This is a genomic window from Nannocystis pusilla, assembly GCF_026626665.1.
Classification (GTDB): domain Bacteria; phylum Myxococcota_A; class Polyangia; order Nannocystales; family Nannocystaceae; genus Nannocystis; species Nannocystis pusilla.
Window position 1 is genome coordinate 6,096,995 of sequence record NZ_JAPNKE010000002.1, and the last position, 22,531, is coordinate 6,119,525.

Genomic DNA, 22,531 nt, shown 5'->3' on the forward strand with positions numbered 1-22,531 from the left:
CATGTCCAGCGCCCCGACGCCGCCCCTGCTCGCCTACAAGCTGGTCGCCATCCTGACGACCTTCATCGCCGGCGTCAGCCTGCTGGTCGCCGTCATGCTCGTGCTCCGCCTCGGCAAGACCCGCGACGTGCTGCAGAGCAAGCTGCAGGCCTGCCCGTGCTGCCAGGAGGCCCTGGCGAGCCCGCCGCCGGCCGCCCCGCAGCCGGTCAACATGCCGGTCAACATGCCGGTCAACCAGCCGGTCAACGCGCCCAAGACCTGACCGAAAGACCATGTCCGAGCCGACGCGCCTCGACCTCAAGGACACGGACCCCGCGCGGGCCAAGGCCCGGCTGTACGTCCGCTGGGCGGTGGTCAACGTCATGCTGACGACGCTGGCCTGCGGCCTCGCCATGCTGATCTGGCTCAAGGAGAGCGACGTGCGGCGCCAGCTCGCGCGCGTGCTGCAGCGCGAGAAGCAGGGCTGCGTCGACACCACGCGGGTGCTCGACAGCAAGACCGCGCTGATCGTCGACCCCGAGGAGGTCGCGCCGCCGCAGGACCAGCCGCGCAGCGGCTACGTCGGCAAGTTCGGGACCCAGATCTCCCCGGCCATGCTGGTCAAGCTCGAGGCCATCCGCGACACCACCAAGCCCGCGGTCGAGGTCCGCTTCGGCGCGCAGGAGGTGCTGCCGTCGCAGGCGGTCCACGTCGTCAACCTGTGGGCGACCTGGTGCGGCCCGTGCAAGGCGGAGATGCCTGACTTCAAGGCCATGTTCGCCCGCAAGGCCGAGACGTGGAGCGACGCGGTCAAGTTCGTCCCCGTCCAGCTCAAGGACAACACCGACCCGCGCAAGTCCTACCAGGACTTCGCCGACGTCATGCCGCCCGCCGCCGTCAAGCTGGCCGACCGCAGCTACGACGAGAAGTTCGTCAAGGTGCTGGAGGGCGAGCAGGCGCGCCAGCTGTTCCGCGGCAACCTGCCCGTCACCTTCGTCCTCGACTGCAACCGCCGCGTGCGCTGGGCCAAGTTCGAGCAGCTGACCGAGGCCGACTTCGAGGACCTCGAGAAGCACCTCGACCAGTTGCACGCCGAGCTGAGCGACGACTCGCCCGACGCGTGGTGCAAGAAGCCGTGGCCCGGCAACGGCCGCTGCGAGGGCAAGGAGAACACCGCGGCCCACCACAGCCCCGAGGACTGCGGCGAGCTCAAGAAGCGCGGCCCCGCCGTCGAGGCCCCGGTCCTCCCGCCCGTCGAGGCCCCCGCCGACGCCTGTCCTGCGGGCCAGTTCCGCACCGCCGACGGCCGCTGCTCCCGCCTCAAGGGCGCCCCCGTCACCCCCAAGGTCGAGAAGCCCCAGGGCCCCAAGACCTGCGGCAACGGCGTGTGCGAGCCCGCCCGCGGCGAGAGCAGCCAGACCTGCTGCCAGGACTGCCCCTGCGACGCCCCGCTGGTCTGCAAGCTCGACGCCAGCGACCGCCACACCTGCCAGGCCAAGGGTCTTAAATAGGCCCTGCCCGATCGAGCATGCTCCAAGGGACATGGCTCCTCGAGCATGTCCATGGGCACATGGCCATACGGGCAGCTCCCGCGAGCGGCCGGCGGCCCGGATTCGCGACGTCCTCGAAGGCACGAGCGCCGCGCCTCCCCGCGACGTCGCCCCGCCCCACGTCGCCTCCGCCTCCGGCGACGAGCGCCCCACGACATGTCTCCGAGGACGTCGCCCCGCCCCCCGTCGCCTTCGCCTCCGGCGACGAGCGACTCACGACATGTCCCCGAGGACACGTCGCCCGCGCCCCGTCGCATTCGCCTCCAGCGACGAGCGCCCCACGACATGTCCCGGAGGACACGTCGCCCCGCGCCCTCCTCGGCCTTTTAGAAGCGTCCGCTGAGCGTCAGCCCGAGCGCTCCGCGGCCCGGCCCGCCGCCGATCTGCAGCGCCTTCGCGTACTGCGACGAGCGCCCGCGCGACAGCCCGAGCCCGAGGCCTGCGCCGGCCACCAGCCCGGCGCCGAGCCCGGCCACCGCCGAGGACACCGCGAACGTCGTCGCCGGCCCTTTCACGCCGCCTTGCAGCTCGGTCCAGGTCGCGGGCGCCGTCGCGTTGACCTCGTTGAAGCTGTTCGCGCCGAGGACCAGCCCGACGATCCCGCCGACCACCGCGGCCGCGCCGACGCCCGTCTCGACGTACCACGCGATCTTCCGCGCCCGCTCGGTGCGCGCGTACCAGACCGCCCCGCTGCCGATGAGGCCCACGCCCGCGCCGAGCACTCCGGCGCCTGCGCCACGCAGCGTCGCGCCCGCGCGCACCTCGGCCGAGCAGCTCTGCAGGTCGGGCCAGGTCGCGCACGTGGCCGGATCTGCCTTGAGCGCCGGTCCGAACTCCTTGCCCTGCGCCACCCCCGTCACCACCGCGCCGATGATCGTCACCCCGGCGCCGACGCCGATCGTCGCCAGGCCGATCTTGCGCCCGTCGAACGGTTTCTCGGCCGGCGGCTTCGCCTGGTCTTCGGGACCTGTCTTCGGGGGCAGGGGTTTGAGCGCCAGCTCGGCCGTCACCGGCGCGCCGGCGGCCACCTTGATCTGCACCTCTGCGGGTTCGGCCCCTAGCGCCTCGGCGCGGACCACCCACGTCCCCGGGTCGAGCTGGATCACCCCGCTCTGCGCCGCCCCGCTGGGCGCCACCGGCACCGGCAGCTGCGGCCGCAGGTCCGACGCCAGCTCGCTGACCCACCGCGCCGTCACCGTCGGTGCGCCCGCCACCCCGCCTGGCTGCACGCGGACCTGCACGCTCGACACCTCGCGTCGCGCGACCTCGAGCTGCGCCTTCGCCTCGTCGCGGTCCGCCCCCTTCACCTCGGCCAGCGCCAGGTACTCGTTGAGGTACGCCACCGCGTGCGCGTAGTGGCGGGCCGTGTAGCGGGTGACCGCCGCGTTGAACAGGAACCGCGGCTCCTTGAAGTCGCGCCACAGCGCCTCGAACTCGAGCGCCGCCTCGACGTGCCGCTGCTTCTCGAACTGCTGGTACGCCGCTGCGACCCGCTGTTCCTTCGACGAAGCCGACGCCGCAGGCGCGTCCGCCGTCACCATCGCCATCGCCAGCGCGACACCTTGCACGATCAGCATGCGCCCTCGTTCCCCGACCGGGCCGCGAGTATAAGCCCCACCGGCCCGCGGGCCAAGCGAAGCGCCGAAGCGCTGCGCGCCCGATCGCCCCACCTGCTTCAACGGCCAGGCTCGCCCCCGCGCATCCGGTTCTCGCGCAGCGTCCGCCTCCCGACAGCGCCACCGGGCATCGCCCGGACCCTGGCGCGGCCGCTCGAGCGCGCAGGCCTTCGAGCTCGCAACGGTGGTACGGGCCCGCCTTGCAGCCGCGACACACGAGCCTCCCTGACCCTGTACGCGGCGCACCGAGCTCCGCCGCCATGGACTCAAAAATGTTGCGCCGAGCGGACCTTGGGCGGCGCCGTCGCATCGCTTTGCGGCTCGACCTCCGCTGCGCGCGCGCCGGGGCGCTGGCGGCACGGATCGCACCACCTCGCCGGGGATTTCGCGTCGTCGAGATCGGCGTTCTGCGAGATCTACCTCGGCCCCACCCCGCACCCTTGCGCTCCGAGGCGTCACCGTCGACCATGTCCACAAGCGCACCGCCATGCTCGCCCGCTCCTCGCTCGTCGTCCTCGTCCTGCTTCCTGCCGGCTGCCTGAAAGATCTCACCCAGATCGAGACCGGGACAGGCAGTCTCACCGAGACCACCACCGACACGACCGACCCGACCGAGACCACCGCGACGTCGCCGGCCACGACCGACGTCGAGGCCGAGTGCGGCAACGGCAAGCTCGAGCCCGGCGAGCAGTGCGACGACGGCAACAAGGATCCCGGCGACGGCTGCGAGCCCAACTGCACGACCACCCCCGGCGAACTGTGCGGCAACGGCACGAAGGACGAGGGCGAGGACTGCGACGACGGCAACAACGACGACGGCGACGGCTGCGAGGGCAACTGCCGGCTCCCGGTCACGGTGGAGTGCGGAGACGGCAAGCTCGATCCTGGCGAGCAGTGCGACGACGGCAACAAGATGAGCGGCGACGGCTGCGAGAGCAACTGCACCAACACGCCGGTGTGCGGCGACGGCATGCAAGACCCCGGTGAGCAGTGTGACGATGGCAACGAAATGGACGACGACGGCTGCCTCTCCACCTGCGTGATGGCCAAGTGCGGCGACGGCATCCTCTGGGCGGACCAGGAGATGTGTGACGACGGGCCGATGAACGGCATGTATGGCCAGTGCAACAGCGAGTGCAGCGGTCCCGGCGAGCGCTGCGGTGACGGCACGCGCAACGGCCCGGAAGAGTGCGACGACGCCAACCAGATGGATGACGACGAGTGCTCCAACACCTGCATCGCCCCGCGGTTGGTTTTTGTCACGGCAGCGGGCTTTACGGGCAACCTTGGCGGGCTCGTAGGGGCTGACGCGAAATGCAAGCAAACTGCCAGCAACTCCTCCTTGCCGACGAATCTGAGCTGGACCGCATGGCTCAGCGACGGAACTGATTCGCCCTCCTCGGCCGGGCGCATGGAAACTGACTATGCTGGCTACTACAAGCTTGCTAACGCCCAAATCCTTGCCCACGGATGGAGCGCCCTTGTCGCTCCTCCGCTAGCACTCCCGATCGACATCGACGAGAACGGCAATCCTGTGGAGGAGCCGCTCTTGGCCTGGTCCAACACGTCATCGTCAGGCGAGAGCGCTGGTACCGCTAACTGCAACAATTGGACTTCGCCCATGTTCAGCACAAAGGGTCGTTTTGGCGACGTGTCTGCAACCGATGCGACATGGACGGACGACGATGCTGCCGACAATCCCACCGCCTGCTCCAACTCCTTCCACCTCTACTGCTTCCAAAATGCCCCCCGCCCTGAGCCTCGAACTACGCGAAGCACGGCGGCCTTGCGGAGCCAAGGCGGCCGTGGAGACCGATAAAACGCCCACGGCGGCTAGATTCGCACACCAGTGCGTCGTCCCGGTCGCCAATCCAGGACAGCACCTGACTCAAGTCCGGCCGCCATGCATTCTCGCCTCCCGGTCCTGCTCGCTGTCATCGCCGCCCACGGCTGCTTCTAAAATCCGAAGGGCAGCACCGGTTATTTGACCGGAAGCACGACCGAAAGCACGACGTCGAGCACTATCTCGACCACGACCGCGACGACCGGAGAGAAGCCCGCCTGCGGCAACGGAGTGCTCGAGCCCGGCGAGCAGTGCGACGACGGCAACGCCGACCCAGGCGACGACTGCGAGCCCGACTGCACCCTCACGCCCGGCGAGAATTGCGGCAACGGCGTGGTCGACGACGGCGAGGAGTGCGACGACGGCAACGACGACGACACCGACGCCTGCACCAACACCTGCAAGAACGCGGTCTGCGGCGACGGCGCCATCATCGCTGGTACCGAAGAGTGCGACGACGGCAACGACGACGACACCGACGACTGCCTCTCCTCCTGCAAGAACGCGACTTGCGGCGACGGCCAACTCCACGACGGCGTCGAGGTCTGCGACAACGGTGGCGACAACGACGATACCGCCTACGACGGCTGCACCACCCAGTGCCAGTTCGGCCCCCGCTGCGGCGACGAAACGGTTCAGGCCCCCGAGGAGGAGTGCGACGACGGCACCCCCGACGGCGACGACCTGTGCAACGCTTGTAAGAACGTCCCCTTCCGCTACGTCTTCGTCACCTCGCAGACGTATAAGGGCGACGTCAACAAGCTCATGGGCGCGGACTCTCGTTGCGACGTCGCGGCGGCCGACCTACCAGCAGCGAATTGGGTTGCGTGGCTCAGCGATGACCTGCAATCGCCAGCGTTCCGCATGGATACGACCTTCGTCGGGTGGTACGTTCTACCCGGCCCGCAGCCGATCCTGGTCGCCCGAGATTGGGCGGGCCTCACGTCGGGCGCCCTGCAGAGCCCTATTAATCGGGACGAGGCGGGCGGTCCGGTCGCGGCGGACGCGACGGCCTGGACCAACACCAAGATCGACGGCAAGTCGATCTCGGTCGACGTGCCTGCCCATTGCAGCAATTGGGACTCGAACCTGGGCACGGGCAACATCGGCAACGCGAACGCCAGCGACGCGACCTGGACGAACACCCAATCCTCGGCTGACTGCAATCTTTGCACCACCTCTATTGCGTCCAGAACTGATCCCCGCGACGGCTCTCGGCGAGCCAGAGCTACAATCGCCCGAGCTTCGTGGTCCAATGCTCGTTCGCGCCCTGGCTGTCTGCTTGTCGTCGTGTCCGGCTGGCTCGGGGTGCCCTGGGAGTTATAGAAGCAGCCGTGAGCCGCGACAAATGGCCTGGACCAACACCGGAGCCGATGGCGAGGCTCTCGCGGCCGACACGGCCTCACACTGCAACCTCTGGGATTCGAGTTCCGGGACGGGCAGCGTGGGCGACCCGAGCGCGACGGAACGCAGGGGCGTTGTCCGACTGCGATTCAGCGCACCACCTCTACTGCGTACAGAACTGACCTCCGCGGTTCTCTCGCGCCCATCTCCCCACGTCTGCAGCCGGGCGCGGTCGCGCCTTGCTCGCACCGGAACCGATGCTGTACCGTCGTTCGCCTCACCTCTTCCCGAGCCAGGAGCACGTGGATGCCCGTGAGACCGCGACCACGGGGCCCAGACCTCGAGAGAACAGCGGCGCCTCTTCGCAGCCCAGGGAACCGATGACGCACCGCACCGCCACGCTCCTCGCTCTCTTCGCCGCTTCTGGCTGCTTTTACAACCCCCACGGCAGCGTAAGCCAGCCGGACACCTCGACCGGCACGGACGCTGCCTCGAGCACCATCCCGACCACCAGCGACGGTGCCCAGGCCTGCGGCAACGGCGTGCTCGAGCCGGGCGAGCAATGTGACGACGGCAACCTCGTCGACGGTGACGGCTGCGAGGCCGACTGCGGCTTCACGCCGGTCGAACTGTGCGGCAACGGCACGCTGGACGACGGCGAGGAGTGCGACGACGGCAATACCGACGACAGCGACGCCTGCCGCGATGTCTGCAAGCATGCAGTGTGCGGCGACGGGGTCGTGCATCTCGGCGTCGAGACCTGCGACGACGGCAACCTCGCCGACACCGACGACTGCCTGTCCTCCTGCGCGGCCGCGACCTGCGGTGACGGCCTCGTGCACGCAGACGTCGAGCTCTGCGACGACGGCCGAGCCAACGACGACAGCGCCTACGACGGCTGTACCACCGAGTGCGAACCGGGCCCGCGCTGCGGCGACAACCAGGTCCAGGCCCCGGAGGAAGAGTGCGACGACGGCACCCCCGGCGGCGACGATCTGTGCAACGCCTGCAAGAACGTTTCTTTCCGCTACATCTTCGTCACCTCGCAAACCTACAAGGGCGACATGAATCAGCTCAACGGAGCCGACGCTCGGTGCGGCGTCCTGACGCTCGACTTCCCGGCGGGAGATTGGGTTGCCTGGCTCAGCGACGACGGCCAGGGCGTCGCCGCGCGCCTGGACACCAAGTTTGTCGGTTGGTACATCCTCCCCGGGCCGAAGCCGGTCCTGGTCGCTCGCAATTGGTCGGGCTTGGCTTCGGGGACGCTGCTGAACCCCATCAACCGCGACGAATCGGGCACGCTCGTGGCACCCGACGCGCTGGCCTGGACCAACACCGCGCCCGACGGCTCCATCCTCTCGCTGGACGCGCACTGCAGCGTTTGGGACGCCCTCGGCGGCACGGGCAGGGTCGGCAGCACGAGCGCCACCGACTCGACCTGGACGGACTCCCAGACCGCCGCCGATTGCACCACCATGCACCACCTCTACTGCATTCAGAACTGAAGCTCCACCCCAGCATGCGCTCCCGCGAGTCCAGACTCCTCCCCTGCTCCTCGTCGTCGGCGCCTGTTTTTATCATCCGACCGGCTCGACCCCCGCGACGGACAGCGAGGCCCCGCAGGACACCACCTCCGGCGGCACCTCGAGCGCCCCCGAGTGCGGCGACGGCCAGCTCGATCCCGGCGAAGCGTGCGACGACGGCAATCGCACCCCTGACGACGGCTGCGAGGACGACTGCACCGTCACCCCCTCGCCGCCGTGCGGCAACGGCCAGATCGATCCGGGCGAGCAGTGCGACGACGGCAACACCGCCGACGACGACGGCTGCCAGGCCGACTGCACCGAGCTGCCCGTGTGCGGCGACGGCGTCGAGGATCCCGGCGAATCATGCGACGACGGCAACGCGGACGACGACGACGCCTGCCTCGCCGGCTGCGTGCCTGCGACCTGCGGCGACGGCGAGCTCTGGGCCGGCAACGAACAGTGCGACGACGGCGCTTTGAACGGCGCCTATGGTTACTGCAGCGACGATTGCAGCGGCCCTGGCCCCCGCTGTGGCGACATGATCCGCAACGGCGCGGAGGAGTGCGACGACGGCAACCTCTTCGACGACGACGACTGCTCCAACGAATGCCTCGCCCCACGGATCGTCTTCGCCACCGCGACGACCTTCACCGGCGCTCTCGGCGGCCTCGACGGTGCCGACGCCAAGTGTGCCGAGGCCGCGCAGTTCATCGACCTCCCGCCGGACGTCCAGTGGGCCGCATGGCTGAGCGACGCCCGGTCCGACCCCGCCACCGGCGGTCGCTTCGACACCTTGTATTCGGGCTACTACAAGCTGACCACCGGCGCCGTCGTCGCCCATGGGTGGGGCGAATTGACCACCTTGCCGCTCACCACCGGGATCGGCGTCGACGAGGCCGGTAACATGCTGGACATCCCCGCTCCGGTCTGGTCCAACACCTTCCGCAACGGCACCCGCATCGGCGCCGATCACTGCGACAGTTGGACCTCCTCGATCGACGGGACCCTGGGCCGCCTCGGCGTCGCCGGACCCACGAACATGACGTGGAGCGACGCCCCGGCCAACAACCCCGCGGCCTGCTCACAACTCTTCCACCTCTATTGTTTTCAGCAGACCGCCCCGCTCTGACCCTCACGTCCGGGCGCTGCTGCGCGAGCTCGTCACCGGCTCGCCGCCCGCGGCTCGAGTCGTTCCTCTTCGCTCGGTGCCGGCAGCGCGTTCCCCGATACTAGCTCTCCCCCGACGATCTCCGCCAACAGCAGCGCCTGCGCGCGGTGCAGCACCAGCGAGCGCTCGAGCACCCACAGCAGCTCGAGCAGCTCCTGCGTCAGCACCTCGGACCACGCCCCGGGTCGCAGCGCGTCGAGCGGCGACGACGTGCGACCGCTTCGCTGCAGCATCCTCCCGGCCAGCCACGACTGCACCACTTTCAGTCCGGACACCTCGTAGCCCCACACCTCCGCGGACACCGGCGCGAATATTCCGTCGCCGACCGTGAGCACCTCGTCCACGTACGAGAATTTCTCCGGCATCGCCCGCACCGGCGCCACGCAGCGCGCCGACCCTTCTCTCGAACGCACGCGATACGTGTGCAGCCCCAGCAGCTTCGCCCCGACCGCCGCGCAGCGCCTGAACAATCGCTCGTCGCGCGTGAGCGGCACCCGCGGCCCCGGCTCTGCCAGTTCCTCGCGCAGCGACTCCACGTACCCCGGATGCCCCAGGCAGCCGTACACGTACGCGAACAGCTCCTCCGCCGTCACTGTCCGCGAGAACATGTCCTCCAGGACACTTGTAATTCCACGCGTCACGTTGGCCTGCGTCGCCGCACGGTCGCGCCACAGCGGGATCACCCCCTTGTCGCCGAACGATCCACGGAAGTGGTGCAGGTCGGGCACCTCCGCGCACGCCATCACCGCCGGACCGCGCGACAGCCCGCTCGACAGCAGCGTCGTCAAATAGACTTGCGACGGCCCGTGCGCCCGCCATAGCGCCGGCCGCAGGCGGTCGCCGAGGCGCCCGTCCGCCAGGCACCACCGCCTGTCGAGCGAGCGCCAGGCGATCCGCGCGATGGGAGGCCTCGGCGCATCCGCGGTCAACGACGCCAGCGGGGGCAACGGCGTCCCCGCGAGCAGATCGGCCCCTGGCCGCGCGATCGTCCACGCCTCCGTCTCGCGGAACGCCGCCGCGCGATCGTCCGCCTGCAGCAGCGCTCGCCAGCGGCGCTCCAGCAGCTTCGGCGTCTCCCCGATCGGCCACGTCCGCTTCCACTGCGCCCCCGCGTGCTGCCACGGGAACAGGTCCACCAGCCGCGGCCAATCACCGTAGCCGCCCGACACCCCGGGCACCAGCGGCGCCTCCCACCCGTTCGGCGCGCGCGCCCACTCGAGCTCCTGCAATGATTGCAGCGCCCCCAGCGCGCGCAGCTTGCTCGCTACTATCATCGTCCGCCAGCCGCGTGTACCAGACCTCCGCCGGCCGCGACAAATCACCCTCCCCGCGTCGCACCCCCACCGCGATACACACCGGCGTGCGAATATTTTTGAAGACGTTGGCGGAGCGGCGCGGTCCGAGGGCATCGCCGCCGAGGTCGACGATCCACAACGCGTCGAGCACCGCGCGCAGGCGTCGTCGCATCGCCGCGAAGCCCGGCCCGCGCAGATAGCTCGACGGCGTGATCAGGCAGACCACCCCCGGTCCTGTCTGCTCGCAGCTCCACCACAGCGCCCACCGCCAGAAATAGACATAGGCGTTATAAAGATTCTTGGCGTGCTTGCCGACCGCCGCGTCGGGCAGGAAGTCGGCCAGCAGCGGCCGCTCTCCGCGCTCTGGATCGCCGTGGCGGATCCACCCGCCGCGATCGCTCTCCGTCAATTCGCGCCGGTCGTACGGCGGGTTGCCGATGCACACGCGAATGCGTGCAGCCTCGACGTCCTCCCCCTCCGCGCGCGCCAGAGTGTCGCGCTGCATCACCCGCACTCCCGCAGCCGGCAGCCGCGCCCCTGCGGCCCGCAGCGCGCGCGACAGGCGAGCGTGCGCCGCCGCGAACGGCCCCGCGAGCACCTCGTGGGCCACGAGGTTCTCCCCGAGCCGGCTCGCGCACGCCGCCACGTCGCCGCCCGTCCCTCGCACGCGACGCAGCGCATCTTCCACGATCGCCAGCGGGTACACGCCGGTGCCGCACGACGGATCGATCACCACCACCTCGGGCGCGGCGAACCCGAGCGGCGCCCCGAGCTCGCGCGTCAGCAGCTCGCGCACTGCCACGATTTGCGCGTGCACCACTTCCTTCGGCGTGTAGTAAGCCCCGGCCTCGCGGCGCAGCCGGCCGTCGTAAGCCGCCAGGAACTCCTCGTAGAAGTACGCCCCCTCGCCCTCGCGCAGCGCCGCGAGCGACGCCGCGTCGAGCCTCGCGATCGTCGCCTCAAGCTCTCCCAGCGCCGCGCCGATCTCCGCGCGATGCTCCGCCGCCGCTCGCAGCGCGCGCAACAGCGGACCCGGCGTCTCCCCCAGGCGCGCGCACGCCCCCGCGACCTCCGGCGCCGCCTCGGGGTGCTCCAGGCGATCGGTCCACAGCCCGTACGCGATCGTCTGCGCCATGGCCTCGGCGAACTCCGCTTCGCCGCCGCAGGCCGCGAGTGACCACTCGTCCGCGAGCGTGCGCAGCCGCGAGTTCGGCGCGGCCACGGCGACCCGCAGCGCCTCGCGCAGCGCCCGACAGCGCCCGGCCAGCAGCGTCGCCACCTCGCGCGAACTCCTCGGGCCCGGCCGGCGCACGCGCGGAAACATAGCAGAGCAACATCGCGCAGGGCGGCCCGCGATCGCGCGGACGGCGGCCTCGCGCGAGGTGCGTGCATTCGCGCCCGCGGGCTGGCCGGCCCGCGGTGATATCCTCCGGGCGGCTCATGCTTCATATCGCCGTCGAACGCGAGGGACAGCCGCGCAAAGAGCTCCGCTTCGCCAAGGACGTGGTCGTCGTCGGCCGCGAGCCCGAGCACGACCTCCAGCTCAACTTCGAGGACGGCGCCTCGCGGCAGCACGCCCGCCTGAGCCACGAGCGCGGCCAGCACTTCGTCGAGGACCTCGGCTCGCGCAACGGCACCAAGGTCAACGGCAAGCGGATCGCCGCCAAGACCCCGATCAAGGCCGGCGACGAGGTCGAGGTCGGCAAGGTCAAGATCTACCTGGTCGGAGAGGCAGGTGCGGCCGGCAGCCGCGGCACCGCGCGCGTCCAGCCGCGGACCGACGACGACCCGACCGTCCAGCGCACCGTCAAGCAGGCGCCCAAGCCCGCCAAGGCGGCCGCGCCCGAACCTGCCCCGAAGGCCAGGCCCGCCCCCGAGCCCGCCCGGCCCGCGCCCAAGGCCCCGCGGCCGGCGCCCGAGCCCGAAGCTGGCCTTCCGGACAGCAGCATCCGCGTCAACCTGCGCCAGCCCGAGCCCGAGCCCGCGGCCGCCGCGCCCGAGCCCGAGGGCAAGCCGACGGGCCCTGTCAACGACGAGAACGAGGCCTGCCGCAGCCAGATCGATCCGCTGGCCCGGCGCTGGCGCGACCTCGGCAAGCCCGAGGGGCTGCTGCTGCACGGCCCGCTGCTCAAGCGCGGCCTCACCTGGGCCGCCAGCGACCGCAAGCTGCGGCCGCGCCCGTCCGAGCTGCACCGCGAGTTCATCTACGCCAGCCGCGGCGATCGTCGCCACCGGATCCGCGACCTCGGCCTGCGCGCCGGGGCGCTGACCGTCGCCCTGGTCGGCGGCAACGTGGCGGCGCACGTGCTGCACGACGACCTCGTGCTCAAGGACGCCGCCGCCGGGCGCGAGGCCGGCGCCGGTCAGTGCACGCCCGACAACCCCGCGGTGCAGCGCGCCAACCTCCTGGCCCAAAAGGCAGCCGAGCAGACCGACCTCGAGCTGGCGATCCTCGCCGGCACGCGGGCCGTGAGCGCCGCCGACGGCCCGTGCGCGCGCCAGTCGGACGCCGAGCGGGCCCTGCGGATCGCCCTCTCGCGCCAGCGCAGCCGCGTCATCGGCCGCGGCAACGCGCCGATCCGCCACGCCGACGTCGCCCGCGACGAGCGCGACGTCGTCACCGTCGACGACACCGGCGCGGTGATCCTCTACGACCGCACCGGCGCCACCCAGCCGAAGACGCTGCCCTCGAGCAGCGGCGCCGGCAAGGTCGCGGCGCTCGGGCCCGAGGGTCGCTGGCTGGCCGTAGGGACAGGCAAGGGCACCGTCGATCTGTGGGACCTGCAGCAGCGCACCGCGCCCAAGCTGACCAAGCAGCTCGAGAGCCACCGCGACCCGGTCACCGCGATCACCTTCAGCGAGGACGGCCGCTTCTTCGCCACCGGCGACCGCCGCGGCAACGTCACCGTGTGGGACATGCGCGGCACCGACGCCGGCGCCAAGCTCGGCGAGCTGCGGCAGCACACCGGCGCCATCGAGCAGCTGGTGTTCCGCGACGGCGGCAGCCGCCTCTACTCGTTCGGCGGCAAGACTGCGGTCGCCACCGACCTGCAGGACGGGCGCAAGAAGGGCAAGCAGCTGAGCCTCGCCATCGGCGGCGACGCCACCGCGTTCGCGGTCAACGGCGAGGGCGACGAGGTCGTCGTCGGCGACAGCATCGGCCAGGTCGTGCGCTGGCGCGTCCGCACCCTCGCGCGCGCCCAGCAGGACGCCCTCGCCAGCCACACCGGCGCCGTCGTCGACCTGGCGTTCCTCCCCGGCGCGCGCGCCGTCCTGTCCCTCGGGACAGACAAGCAGCTCATCGTCACCGAGCTCGATCAGATGATGCGCGAGGGCAGCGAGCCGCTGCGCGTCGGCCTGCGCGGGCTGCAGTCCGAGCCCAAGGCCCTGGCCGCCGACCCCACCGGGCGCCGGATCGCCGTGGCCGCCCAGGACCACAAGATCTACGTGTGGGACGCCGCCCAGCGCCACACCTCGGCCCAGCCGGTGGTCGTGTTCGACGAGCACGTCGACACCATCGAGTCGGTGCTGCCGAGCTACGACGGCAACTCGCTCCTCTCCGCCTCGGCCGACGGGACCTTGCGTCTGTGGCCGCTGCAGAACGCCGACGCCGGCGGCGCGCTCGCGGTGCTCAGCGATCACCGCGGCCCGATCACCGGCCTGGGCCTCAGCAGCGACGGCGGCCGCATGGCCTCGCTCGGCCAGGACAAGGCCCTCCGCGCCTGGCGCCTCGACAACCGCGGCACCCCGCGGCGGATCCTCGAGCGGACCTTCGAGCAGGCCCCGCAGGCCCTCGCCGTCAGCCTCGACGGCCTGTGGGCGGCCGTCGGCGTCGAGCGCCAGCTGCTCGTCTACAGCCTCAGCGGCGGCGAGCGCGAGCCCAAGCCGATCGAGCGCGCCCAGCACGACGACCTGATCAGCCACGTCGCCTTCAGCCCGGACAACCGCTGGCTGGTCAGCGCCGACTTCTCCGGCGCGATCAACACCTGGTCGATGAAGGACAACGGCCCCGAGGACAGCCCGGCCCGCAACGTCGCGCTCGGCCGCTCGGTCACCGCGCTGGCGGTCGCCCCGAACAGCCCGTACTTCGCGGTCGCGGCGGCCGACAACCGCGTCACGCTGTGGCCGATGACCGGCAACGGCGGCGAGCAGCAGGTCGTGCAGCACGAGAAGTCGGTGCTCTCGCTGACCTTCAGCGGCGGCGGCGACTACCTGGTGTCGACCAGCGACGACGCCCGCGCGATCCTCCGCACCGTCGACAAGGGCAAGACCGCCGAGCTGCCCGAGCGCTCCGCGGTCGCCCACGACTCGCGCGTGCGCGCGGCCGCGTTCAGCCCCGACAAGCGCTGGCTGGCCACCGGCAGCGACGACGGGGTCATCAACATGACCGACCTCAAGAAGACCACCGAGCGGAGCAAGCCGCTCAAGGGCCACGAGACCGCGATCACCGCCCTGTTCTTCGAGCCAGGCAGCGAGCTCCTGGTGTCCGCCAGCGCCGACAAGTCCTTGCGATTGTGGCTCGTCGACGACCTCGACCGCGGCGGCGAGGTCCGATCGATCCCCCTCACCGGCCACGCCGGGCCCGTCAGCGCCATGCGCGTCGACGGCAGCGGCCGCCTGCTCGTCAGCGGCGGCGCCGACGGGGCGCTGCGCGTCTGGCCGCTCAAGCACGACCTCCTGATCGCACTCGCCTGCCGCACCGTCGGCCGCGACTTCAGCGACGACGAGTGGAGCACGCTCTACCCCGGCGAGCCGGTCGAGCCGCTGTGCGACGGCAAGTAAGCCGGCCCGCACATTCCCCGACGAATGACGGCACCCGCAGGTGCCATCATTCGTCACACCAGCCCGCCGTTGGCGCGCAGCGTCTGGCCGTTGACCCACCCGCCGTCGGGGCCGGCGAGGAACGCCACCACCGCCGCGATGTCCTCGGGCTGACCGAGGCGCCCGAGCGGCGTCGCGGCGACCATGCGATCGATCATCGCCTGCGGCTTGTCTTTAAAAACAGGTCGGTGGCGGTCGGCCCGGGGGCGACCGCGTTGACCGTGATCGAGCGGTCGCGGAGCTCCTTGGCGAGCACGCTGGTGAGCGCCTCGACGGCCGCCTTGGTGGCGACGTAGACGCCGTAGAGCGGCTGACGCAGGCCCACGGTGCTCGACGAGAAGTTGATGATGCGCCCGCCGGCGCGCAGGCGACGGCTGGCCTCGCGCAGGGTGTTGAAGGTGCCGCGCAGGTTGACCGCGACCTGGCGTTCGAAGGTCGCGTCGTCGGTCTCGGCGATGCTCGTCATCGTCATCACCCCGGCGTTGTTGACCAGCACGTCGACCCCGCCGAAGGTCGCCTCGGCCGCGTCGAACAGGTAGCGCACCGCCTCCGGGTCGGCGACGTCGGCCTTCAGCGGCAGCGCGCGGCGGCCCGCCCCTTCGAGCTCGCGGGCCAGCGCCTCCGCCGGCGTCGAGTCGCGCGAGTAGTTGACCACCACCGCGAAGCCGTCGGCCGCCAGGCGCGCCGCCACCACCGCGCCGATCCCCCGCGACGCCCCGGTCACGATCGCCGTCCGCTCGTTGCTCTCGCTCATGCGCGACTCGTAACACCCGCGCGCGCGTGCACCGGGGCGCGGGCCCACGCGCGCGCGAATCGTCGCTTCCACTCCGGCGGCTCGCCCGGCGGCCGAGCTGCGCGGGCGGGGCGCCGGCTCACTTCGCGTTGCTACACGCGTTGTCGTTCGGGTCGCACTTGAAGCGGACGTGGATGTGATGGATGTGCCCGTCCGAGTGCATCACCAGCGCGGGCGTGCCCTTCGGCCGCGGCCACTGGATCAGCTTCTTCAGCTCGGCCGGCGACTCGCCCTCGGCGACCGCCGCCTTGTGCAGCTCTTCCTGCAGCCAGTGCGACAGGAAGATCTCCTGGATCGCCCCGGTCGAGTGCAGCGCGCGGATGAACCGCCACGTCGTGCGCCAGTCGACCTCCTCGGGCTCGGGGCGGCAGCTCGTCGTGCTGCAGTTCTTGCAACCGTCGAGGTAGCGCTTGCGCTTCACCTGCAGCCAGATGTCGGCGTCGCGGCCCGACTGATGCGACTTGTGACGTCCGTAGCCGCCGCCGTCCTTGAGGCTGAGGTCGGCGATCATGACCTGGTTGTTGAAGCCCTGGGCGCGGTACTCGGCGATCCCGCGCAGCAGCTGCGACAGCGTGTGGTTGGTCGCGTAGGCGTGCGAGGCGCAGCGGACATCGGCGAGCGGCGACGGCAGCAGCTGGACCGGGTTGACCAGCGTCCCGCTGGTCACACCGCCGACCGAGCTCGCGCCCTCGGGGACGATGAAGATCGGCAGGTCGTCGGGGTTCGGCGTCTTGGCCCCGAACTGACCGGCGTCGATCCACAGCGTCAGCTCCTCGCCGCCCTTCAGCCGGTCGGGCGCCTTCGGGTTGAACTGGCGCAGCTTATCGACGCTCGTGCTGTACAGGTTGGCCACCGCCAGCCAGTCCTCGCCCTCGCCGACCGTGTAGTACTCCTGGACCAGCGGCGGCCGCGGCGGACGCGTCGTCCGCACCTTGAGCTTCATGTCCGGCACCAGCGTCGTCACCCCGCCGTTCCACTGCTGCAGCAGCACCGGCGACACCTCGTAGTAGCGGGCGATGTCTTCGAACGACTCGCCCGGGCTGACCTGGTGCTCGATCCACTCCTCGCGCGCCGTCTGTCCCGAAGGACCTGTCCTCTCGACCACCTGATCGTCGGTCTCGGTCGGGGTCGCGGGCGGCGGCTCGGGCTGCGCCGCCTCGGGCCGGCGGAACAGGAAGATCGCCAGCGCCCCGAGCAGCACGCCCGCGGTCGTGAACTGCAGCGCCCGGCGGATCATGTGCGCCCGCATGCTCGCGCCGACGAACTCGCGCAGCAGCGGCTCCGCCTCGACCTCGGTCCGCTGCGCCGGCACGGCCATCCAGCCCTCGGCCAGCGCCAGGTCGCGGCCGTGCAGCAGCAGCCGCCGCGCCCGCCCGTGGTCGACCCACTCGCGGGCGTAGCGGGCCAGCCGGCGCTGCTCGGCCGCCCGCTGCTCGTCCTCGCCGCGGGCCAGCGCGACCGGCTCGAACTTCAGCTTCTGCTCGATCTTCCGGTCGCGGTCGTCGTCGGCGATCTCGATCACGTAGGCGCCGACGCTGAGGCGGTCGCCGGGGCCGAACTCGGTCGGCTCGACGCAGCGCTTCGAGTTGATGTACGTGCCGTTGCGCGAGCCGCGGTCGGTGACGATGAGCTTGTCGGCCCTGGCGGAGATCCGGCAGTGCTTGCCGGACACGCCGTGGCCGCCGAGGACGAGGTTGGAGTCGACGCTGCTGCCGAGCTGCATCTCCGGGCCCTTGAAGGCGACCCGGCGCTCGTCGCCGTCCGGTGATATGACCTTGAAGACAGGTCCGTCGGCCACGGAGTCCTCCTCAGCTGGCCAGCAGCATCACGAGCAGGCCGACCAGGATCAGCAGGCCGCAGGCGACGTTGACGATGATCAGCGTCTTCTGCAGCGACCACTCGGCCGGCTTCTTGGCGACGGCGGCCGCGGTCGCGCCGTCGAGGGCCATCGTCGCCTCGGCCGGACGCGCCCGCGACGACACCGCCGACGCCGCGTCGGGCAGCGCCATGGTCGTCTCGCCCTGCGGGATGTTCGGGTCGGGCAGGATCATCGTCGTGTCCTGCCGCGCCGGCATGCCGCTGGAGTCGGGCAGGATCATCGTCGACTCGCCCCGCGGCCCCGACGGGTCGGGCAGGATCATCGTCGACTCGCTCGGCGGCGGCGGCTTGGCCTGCCCGAGCACCACGGTGCCGCCGGCGCCGACGGCCGGGTGGCTGTCGGTGCGGAACACCACCGTGCGATCGACCGGCGCCTCGTCGCCGCCCGCTCCGGTGGTCGGCGCCACGACGGTGCGCCCGGCCCCGGTGGTCGGCGCCACGATCGTGCGCCCCGGCGCCTGCGGGTCGACCACCGTCGCGCTCACCGGCCGCAGCGTCGAGAGGTTGTTGTTGGGGCCGGTGATGCCTGTCCTCGGGGACATGCTCGGCGCGACCACGGTGCGGTCCGTCTGCGGCAGCGTCGCCCGCTGCGGCACCTGCGACTGCTGCATCAGCAGGTTGGCGCCGCTGCGGCCGGGACGCTTGGTCGACATCAACGTCGTGGTCGTGTCGTCCTCGTCGTCCTCTTCTTCGGTGACGGTGCCCGACGGCCGCGGCGTCTGGCCGCGGACCTCGATCATCGTGCCCGCGGCGGTCACCGGCGCCCCGGGAGTCATCCCCGGGAAGCGGCGCACGTGGGCGATCGCGTCGGCCATCGCCTTGAGATCGGCGAAGCGCTCTTCGGGCTGCTTGCCGAGCGCGCGGCGGATGAGGCCCTCGACGCCGACCGGCACGCCGGCGTCGGGCGCCACGTCGGCGAACTTCGGCGGCGGCTCGCCCATGATCTTGCGGGCGATCTCGTAGTACGACTGGCCCTGGAACGGCAGCTGGCCGCTGACCAGCTCGAACAGCACGACTCCGAGCGCGAACACGTCGGTGCGCTCGTCGGTCGGCCGACCCTCGAGCTGCTCGGGCGCGCGGTAGTCGACGGTGCCGAGCGCCGAGTCGACGCGCGTGCTGTCGTTCGAGACGATCTCCAGCTCGGCGGTCGCGTAGTCGAGGATCCGGACCTCGCCGCGGTCCGTGACGAAGATGTTGCTCGGCTTGATGTCGCGGTGTGCCGTCCGCGTGCTCGAATAGACCGCGTGGAGGATCTCCGCCGTCTGCCCGCACAGCTCGAGCGCACGCATCCACGGCATCCGGCCGAGGCGCGCGCAGCTTGCCGACGTCGTCGCCGGTCAGAGAGTCCATCACCACGATCGGCGGGTTGCGCGAGGCCAACCCGAGCCCGCGCGGCAGCACGAGCCCGGAGTGGCCGGCGCGACCGGCTGTCGCGACCAACTTGGCGTAGCGGTCGAGCGCGTCGTCGCCGGCGCGCCCGGGTTCCAGGATCTTGAGCGCGACGGCCCGTTGACCCTGGGTGTCCCAGGCGCGGAACACCTGCCCGACTCCCCCGCCTCCGAGGGACTCGCGCAGCTGGTAGCGACCGCCGACGACGGTGCCGACCCGATGTGACGAAGTGACTGTCACCTGGCTAGGACTTGTCCAGCTTGCCGACGAGCGACAGGGTGAACTCGGCGCCCTCGAACTTGAGGTGCGGCTCGATGGCCAGGTTGCAGCGGAACCAGCCGACCTGCCCCTCGACCTCCTCGACGATCACCTTGGCCTTGCGCAGCGGCTTGCGCGAGCGCGTGGCGGCCGGCGGATCGGGCATGTCCGACACGTACTGGCGGATCCAGTTGTTGAGCTCGCGATCGAGGTCCGCGCGGCTCTTCCACGTGCCGATCTGCTCGCGCTGCAGGACCTTCATGTAGTGGGCGAGGCGCGTGATCACGAACATGTACGGGAGGCGCGTCCCGAGCATGTAGTTGGTCTGCGCGGCCAGCCCCTCGGCGGTCTTGGCGAACACTTTGGGCCGCTGGATCGAGTTGGCGGAGAAGAACGCCGCGTTGTCGGAGTCCTTGCGGAACACCAGGCCGATGAAGCCCTGCTCGGCGAGCTCGTACTCGCGGCGGTCGTCGAGCGAGGTCTCGGTCGGGATCTTGCTCTTCAGCTCGCCGCCCTGCTCGTACTGGTGGAGCGGCAGGTTGTAGACCGCGCCGCCGCCCTGGGGACCGATGATGTTCGGGCACCAGCGGTACTTGGCGAAGCTGTCGGCGATCTTGGCGGCCATCGCCAGCGACGCCGGGCCCCACAGGTACGCGTCGTGCTGGTCGATCACGTCCTCGGTGAAGTCGAACTGCTTGACCGACAGCTCGCTCTCGCGCTTGCCGTACGGCGCGCGCAGCATGAAGCGCGGCGCGCACATGCCGAGGTAGCGGGCGTCCTCGGTCTCGCGCAGGCTGTTCCACTTGGCGTACTGCGGGCCCTCGAACAGCGCCTGCAGGTCCTTGAGCTTGGGCAGGTCGGTGAACGACTGCACGCCGAACATCTTCGGCGAGGCGTTGCCGAGGAACGGCGCGTGCGCCATGGCGCCGACGGCCGCGAACTGCTTGAGCAGCTGGATGTCTTCGGTGCCCGTGCCGAAGTCGTACGTCGAGCAGATCACCCCGTAGGGCTTGCCGCCGAACACGCCGAAGTTGTTGCGGTAGATCGTGTTGTAGAGGCCCGACTTGGTGATGTCGGGGGCGTCCTCGAAGTCGACCCGGAGGTCTTCCTTGGTCGCGTTGACGATCTCGAGGCGGACGTTCTCGCGGAAGTCGATCTGGTCGACCAGGTACTTGAGGCCGCGCCAGGACGACTCGAGCTGGCGGACCTGCGGGTGGTGGAGGATCTGGTTGACCTGCGCGGTGAGGCGGCGGTCGATGTCGGCGATCATCTCGTCGATGAGCCCCTTGTCGATCTTCGGCGCGACCTCGGTCGAGCGCAGGAGATCGTCCATCAGCTTGCGGGTGCCGCGGCGGACCAGCTCGTAGGCCTCGCCGTCGGTCGGGCCGAGCTTGGTCTCGGAGAGCAGCGAGTCGAGTAGCGAGTCCTGAACCTCGGTCTGCCGCTGCGACGCTGTCTGGGAATTCGTGTCCGTCATGTCCTAAAACTCCTTCTGATTCCGGCGCGGGCGCCTCACGACCCCGGCTTGTCCTCGATCCCCAGCTCCTTGATCAGCCGCGCGCGCTTGTCCGGGTCGCGCAGCGCCTCGACCAGCTTCTTCTTGAACTCCGGCACGTTGCCGCCGACCAGCGGGCCCTTGAGGGCCGTGAGCGCGTTGCGCAGCTCCATCAGCTCCTTCAGCTCCGGCACCTGCTCGACGATCCCCTCGGGGCGGAAGTCCTTCAGCGTGTCGAACTTGAGGTTCAGCGAGAGGTCGCCCTGGTCGCCGTCGGTCAGCTTGTTGCTCACGCTGATCTCGGTCTGGAGCTTCTGCGCCGACATCACCTTGTCGAAGTTGTCCTTGTCGACGTTGATGGGCACGCGCTCCTCGACCGGCCTGTCGTCCTGCCGCCCGGTGAAGTCGCCCAGCATGAGGATCTTGAGCGGGAGCTCGACGTCCTCCGCTGCCCCGTCCGTGGCCGGCTTGTACGTGATGTTCACGCGCTCCTTCGGCGCGACCGATCCCTCTTTACCCTTGCTCATGAAGGCACCATCCTCGCGGACACTACTGTTTCCTTCGCCCCGTCTGTCCCCGCGGTGCGCCAGACAGCGGCACCTCTGCGGCATGGACCATAGAACGGCCGGCCGTCCGACGTCCAGAGCGTGCGACGAGCGCCGCGATCGCGCGCGCGAAATCACCGCACACTGACGCCGACGTAACGCAGATAAGGGCGCAGATAAGGGGCCTCCGGACGTCGACTCGAGCTCGCGCGAAAGTGACACCGGCGCGATTTCGAACCTGCGCGATTCTGCGAGCCAAAGTCGCGTTGAAGGCCGCGCAGGCGCGAAAATACCGGGGTTGTCGCCGTAGCCGGCCCCGGGGCCTTTGATATGGTGTCCCGCATGGCTGAGACCGTCCATCTGTACCTGAAAGCGAATGGCCAAGACATCCAGGGCGAGAGCTCGCAGACCTCGCTCGGTCGCGAGAACTCCATCGAGTGCGTCGAATTCCAAGACAGCGTCCGCACCGCGCGTGAGCACGGCAGCCGCGCCGCCGTCGGTCGCCGCGTGCACGCCCCGATCCGGATCGTGAAGCGCATCGACAAGAGCTCGCCGCTGATCGCCAAGGCCCTGTGCCGCAACGAGAGAATCGACGCCGAGTTCAAGTTCTTCCGCCCCAATCCGAACGGCGACGGCACGACCGAGCAGTTCTTCACCGTCAAGCTGGAGAACGGCCGCGTCGACTCGATCGAGCGCCTCTCGCCCAACGCCCTCGACCCGGCCGAGGCCAAGGCCCCGCCGCTCGAGACGGTGAGCATCGTCTACCACACCATCACATGGATCTTCGTCCCCACGGGCGCCGAGTTCGTCGACTCGTGGTCGAACAGCGACGGCGCGTAATCCACGTTCGTTGCACATAAAACGGCCTGGCGCGTGAGTTCGTCTCCGCGCCTGGCCGGCCTGGCTTTCTACTATAGCGCTCCCCCTCCATCCCCACCTTTCCCCGCGAGAGCCCCGCATGCGCGTCGACCCGAAAGCGATCGTTCGAAGGCTCAACCCGACCTGCACCTCGATGCTCGAGGCCGCGGTGT

Annotated in this window: 15 protein-coding genes and 2 pseudogenes; 9 read left to right on the forward strand and 8 right to left on the reverse strand. The window is 70.5% G+C overall.

The window, feature by feature from the left end; all coding sequences use genetic code 11:
- Position 1: 1 nt before the first annotated feature.
- Together OV079_RS26985 and OV079_RS26990 are read left to right on the forward strand one after the other, a co-directional pair.
- Positions 2–262: a hypothetical protein gene (locus OV079_RS26985; protein ID WP_267771802.1), complete on the forward strand. Its 261-nt coding sequence runs from the start codon at positions 2–4 to the stop codon at positions 260–262.
- 10 nt (positions 263–272) lie between these two features.
- Positions 273–1,490, forward strand: a complete 1,218-nt coding sequence (locus OV079_RS26990) for a TlpA family protein disulfide reductase (RefSeq protein WP_267771803.1) — start codon at positions 273–275, stop codon at positions 1,488–1,490.
- A gap of 365 nt (positions 1,491–1,855) precedes the next feature.
- Here OV079_RS26990 and OV079_RS26995 read toward each other — a convergent pair whose 3' ends face one another.
- Positions 1,856–3,106, reverse strand: a complete 1,251-nt coding sequence (locus OV079_RS26995; RefSeq protein WP_267771804.1) for a hypothetical protein — start codon at positions 3,104–3,106, stop codon at positions 1,856–1,858.
- Positions 3,107–3,632: 526 nt separating this feature from the next.
- On the opposite strand from OV079_RS26995, the gene OV079_RS27000 reads away from it, so the two are divergent.
- The 5 genes and pseudogenes from OV079_RS27000 (at position 3,633) to OV079_RS27020 (ending at position 8,987) form a co-directional block, all read left to right on the forward strand.
- On the forward strand, positions 3,633–4,964 hold the full coding sequence (locus tag OV079_RS27000) for a DUF4215 domain-containing protein (RefSeq protein WP_267771805.1): 1,332 nt from the start codon (positions 3,633–3,635) through the stop codon (positions 4,962–4,964).
- A gap of 165 nt (positions 4,965–5,129) precedes the next feature.
- Positions 5,130–6,314 carry a DUF4215 domain-containing protein gene (locus tag OV079_RS27005; protein ID WP_267771807.1) on the forward strand — a complete coding sequence of 395 codons (1,185 nt, stop codon included), beginning with the start codon at positions 5,130–5,132 and terminating at the stop codon, positions 6,312–6,314.
- A gap of 398 nt (positions 6,315–6,712) precedes the next feature.
- On the forward strand, positions 6,713–7,837 hold the full coding sequence (locus OV079_RS27010; RefSeq protein ID WP_267771808.1) for a DUF4215 domain-containing protein: 1,125 nt from the start codon (positions 6,713–6,715) through the stop codon (positions 7,835–7,837).
- Between the two features lie 43 nt (positions 7,838–7,880).
- A pseudogene (locus OV079_RS58635) lies at positions 7,881–8,138 on the forward strand (DUF4215 domain-containing protein); the annotation flags it as partial.
- A gap of 48 nt (positions 8,139–8,186) precedes the next feature.
- The gene (locus OV079_RS27020) at positions 8,187–8,987 is read left to right on the forward strand and encodes a hypothetical protein (RefSeq protein ID WP_267771810.1); all 801 of its coding nucleotides are present in this window, start codon (positions 8,187–8,189) and stop codon (positions 8,985–8,987) included.
- Between the two features lie 32 nt (positions 8,988–9,019).
- On the opposite strand, the gene OV079_RS27025 is transcribed toward OV079_RS27020, so the two are convergent.
- Positions 9,020–10,204, reverse strand: a complete 1,185-nt coding sequence (locus tag OV079_RS27025) for a type ISP restriction/modification enzyme (protein WP_267778648.1) — start codon at positions 10,202–10,204, stop codon at positions 9,020–9,022.
- On the reverse strand, positions 10,176–11,633 hold the full coding sequence (locus OV079_RS56255) for a DNA methyltransferase family protein (protein WP_267771811.1): 1,458 nt from the start codon (positions 11,631–11,633) through the stop codon (positions 10,176–10,178). The genes OV079_RS27025 and OV079_RS56255 overlap by 29 nt, the downstream gene beginning before the upstream one ends.
- Before the next feature lie 128 nt (positions 11,634–11,761).
- Between OV079_RS56255 and OV079_RS27035 the strand changes: the two genes are divergently transcribed.
- Positions 11,762–15,103: an FHA domain-containing protein gene (locus OV079_RS27035; protein WP_267771812.1), complete on the forward strand. Its 3,342-nt coding sequence runs from the start codon at positions 11,762–11,764 to the stop codon at positions 15,101–15,103.
- Between the two features lie 53 nt (positions 15,104–15,156).
- On the opposite strand, the pseudogene OV079_RS27045 reads toward OV079_RS27035, so the two are convergent.
- The 5 genes and pseudogenes from OV079_RS27045 to tssB form a co-directional block, all read right to left on the reverse strand.
- Positions 15,157–15,896 (reverse strand): annotated as a pseudogene (locus OV079_RS27045) (SDR family oxidoreductase).
- A gap of 118 nt (positions 15,897–16,014) precedes the next feature.
- A complete protein-coding gene (locus OV079_RS27050; RefSeq protein ID WP_267771815.1) occupies positions 16,015–17,733 on the reverse strand; it encodes a penicillin-insensitive murein endopeptidase in 1,719 nt (572 codons plus the stop codon).
- A gap of 10 nt (positions 17,734–17,743) precedes the next feature.
- Entirely contained in the window at positions 17,744–19,102 is a 1,359-nt protein-coding gene (locus OV079_RS27055) for a serine/threonine protein kinase (protein WP_267771816.1), read from the reverse strand.
- A gap of 344 nt (positions 19,103–19,446) precedes the next feature.
- On the reverse strand, positions 19,447–20,937 hold the full coding sequence (gene tssC, locus OV079_RS27060) for a type VI secretion system contractile sheath large subunit (protein WP_267771817.1): 1,491 nt from the start codon (positions 20,935–20,937) through the stop codon (positions 19,447–19,449).
- A gap of 35 nt (positions 20,938–20,972) precedes the next feature.
- Positions 20,973–21,482 (reverse strand): type VI secretion system contractile sheath small subunit, encoded by a 510-nt coding sequence (gene tssB / locus OV079_RS27065; RefSeq protein ID WP_267771818.1) that lies wholly within the window; start codon positions 21,480–21,482, stop codon positions 20,973–20,975.
- 360 nt (positions 21,483–21,842) lie between these two features.
- On the opposite strand from tssB, the gene tssD reads away from it, so the two are divergent.
- Positions 21,843–22,340, forward strand: coding sequence for a type VI secretion system tube protein TssD (gene tssD, locus OV079_RS27070; protein ID WP_267771819.1), 498 nt, complete (start codon positions 21,843–21,845; stop codon positions 22,338–22,340).
- Positions 22,341–22,531: the final 191 nt, after the last annotated feature.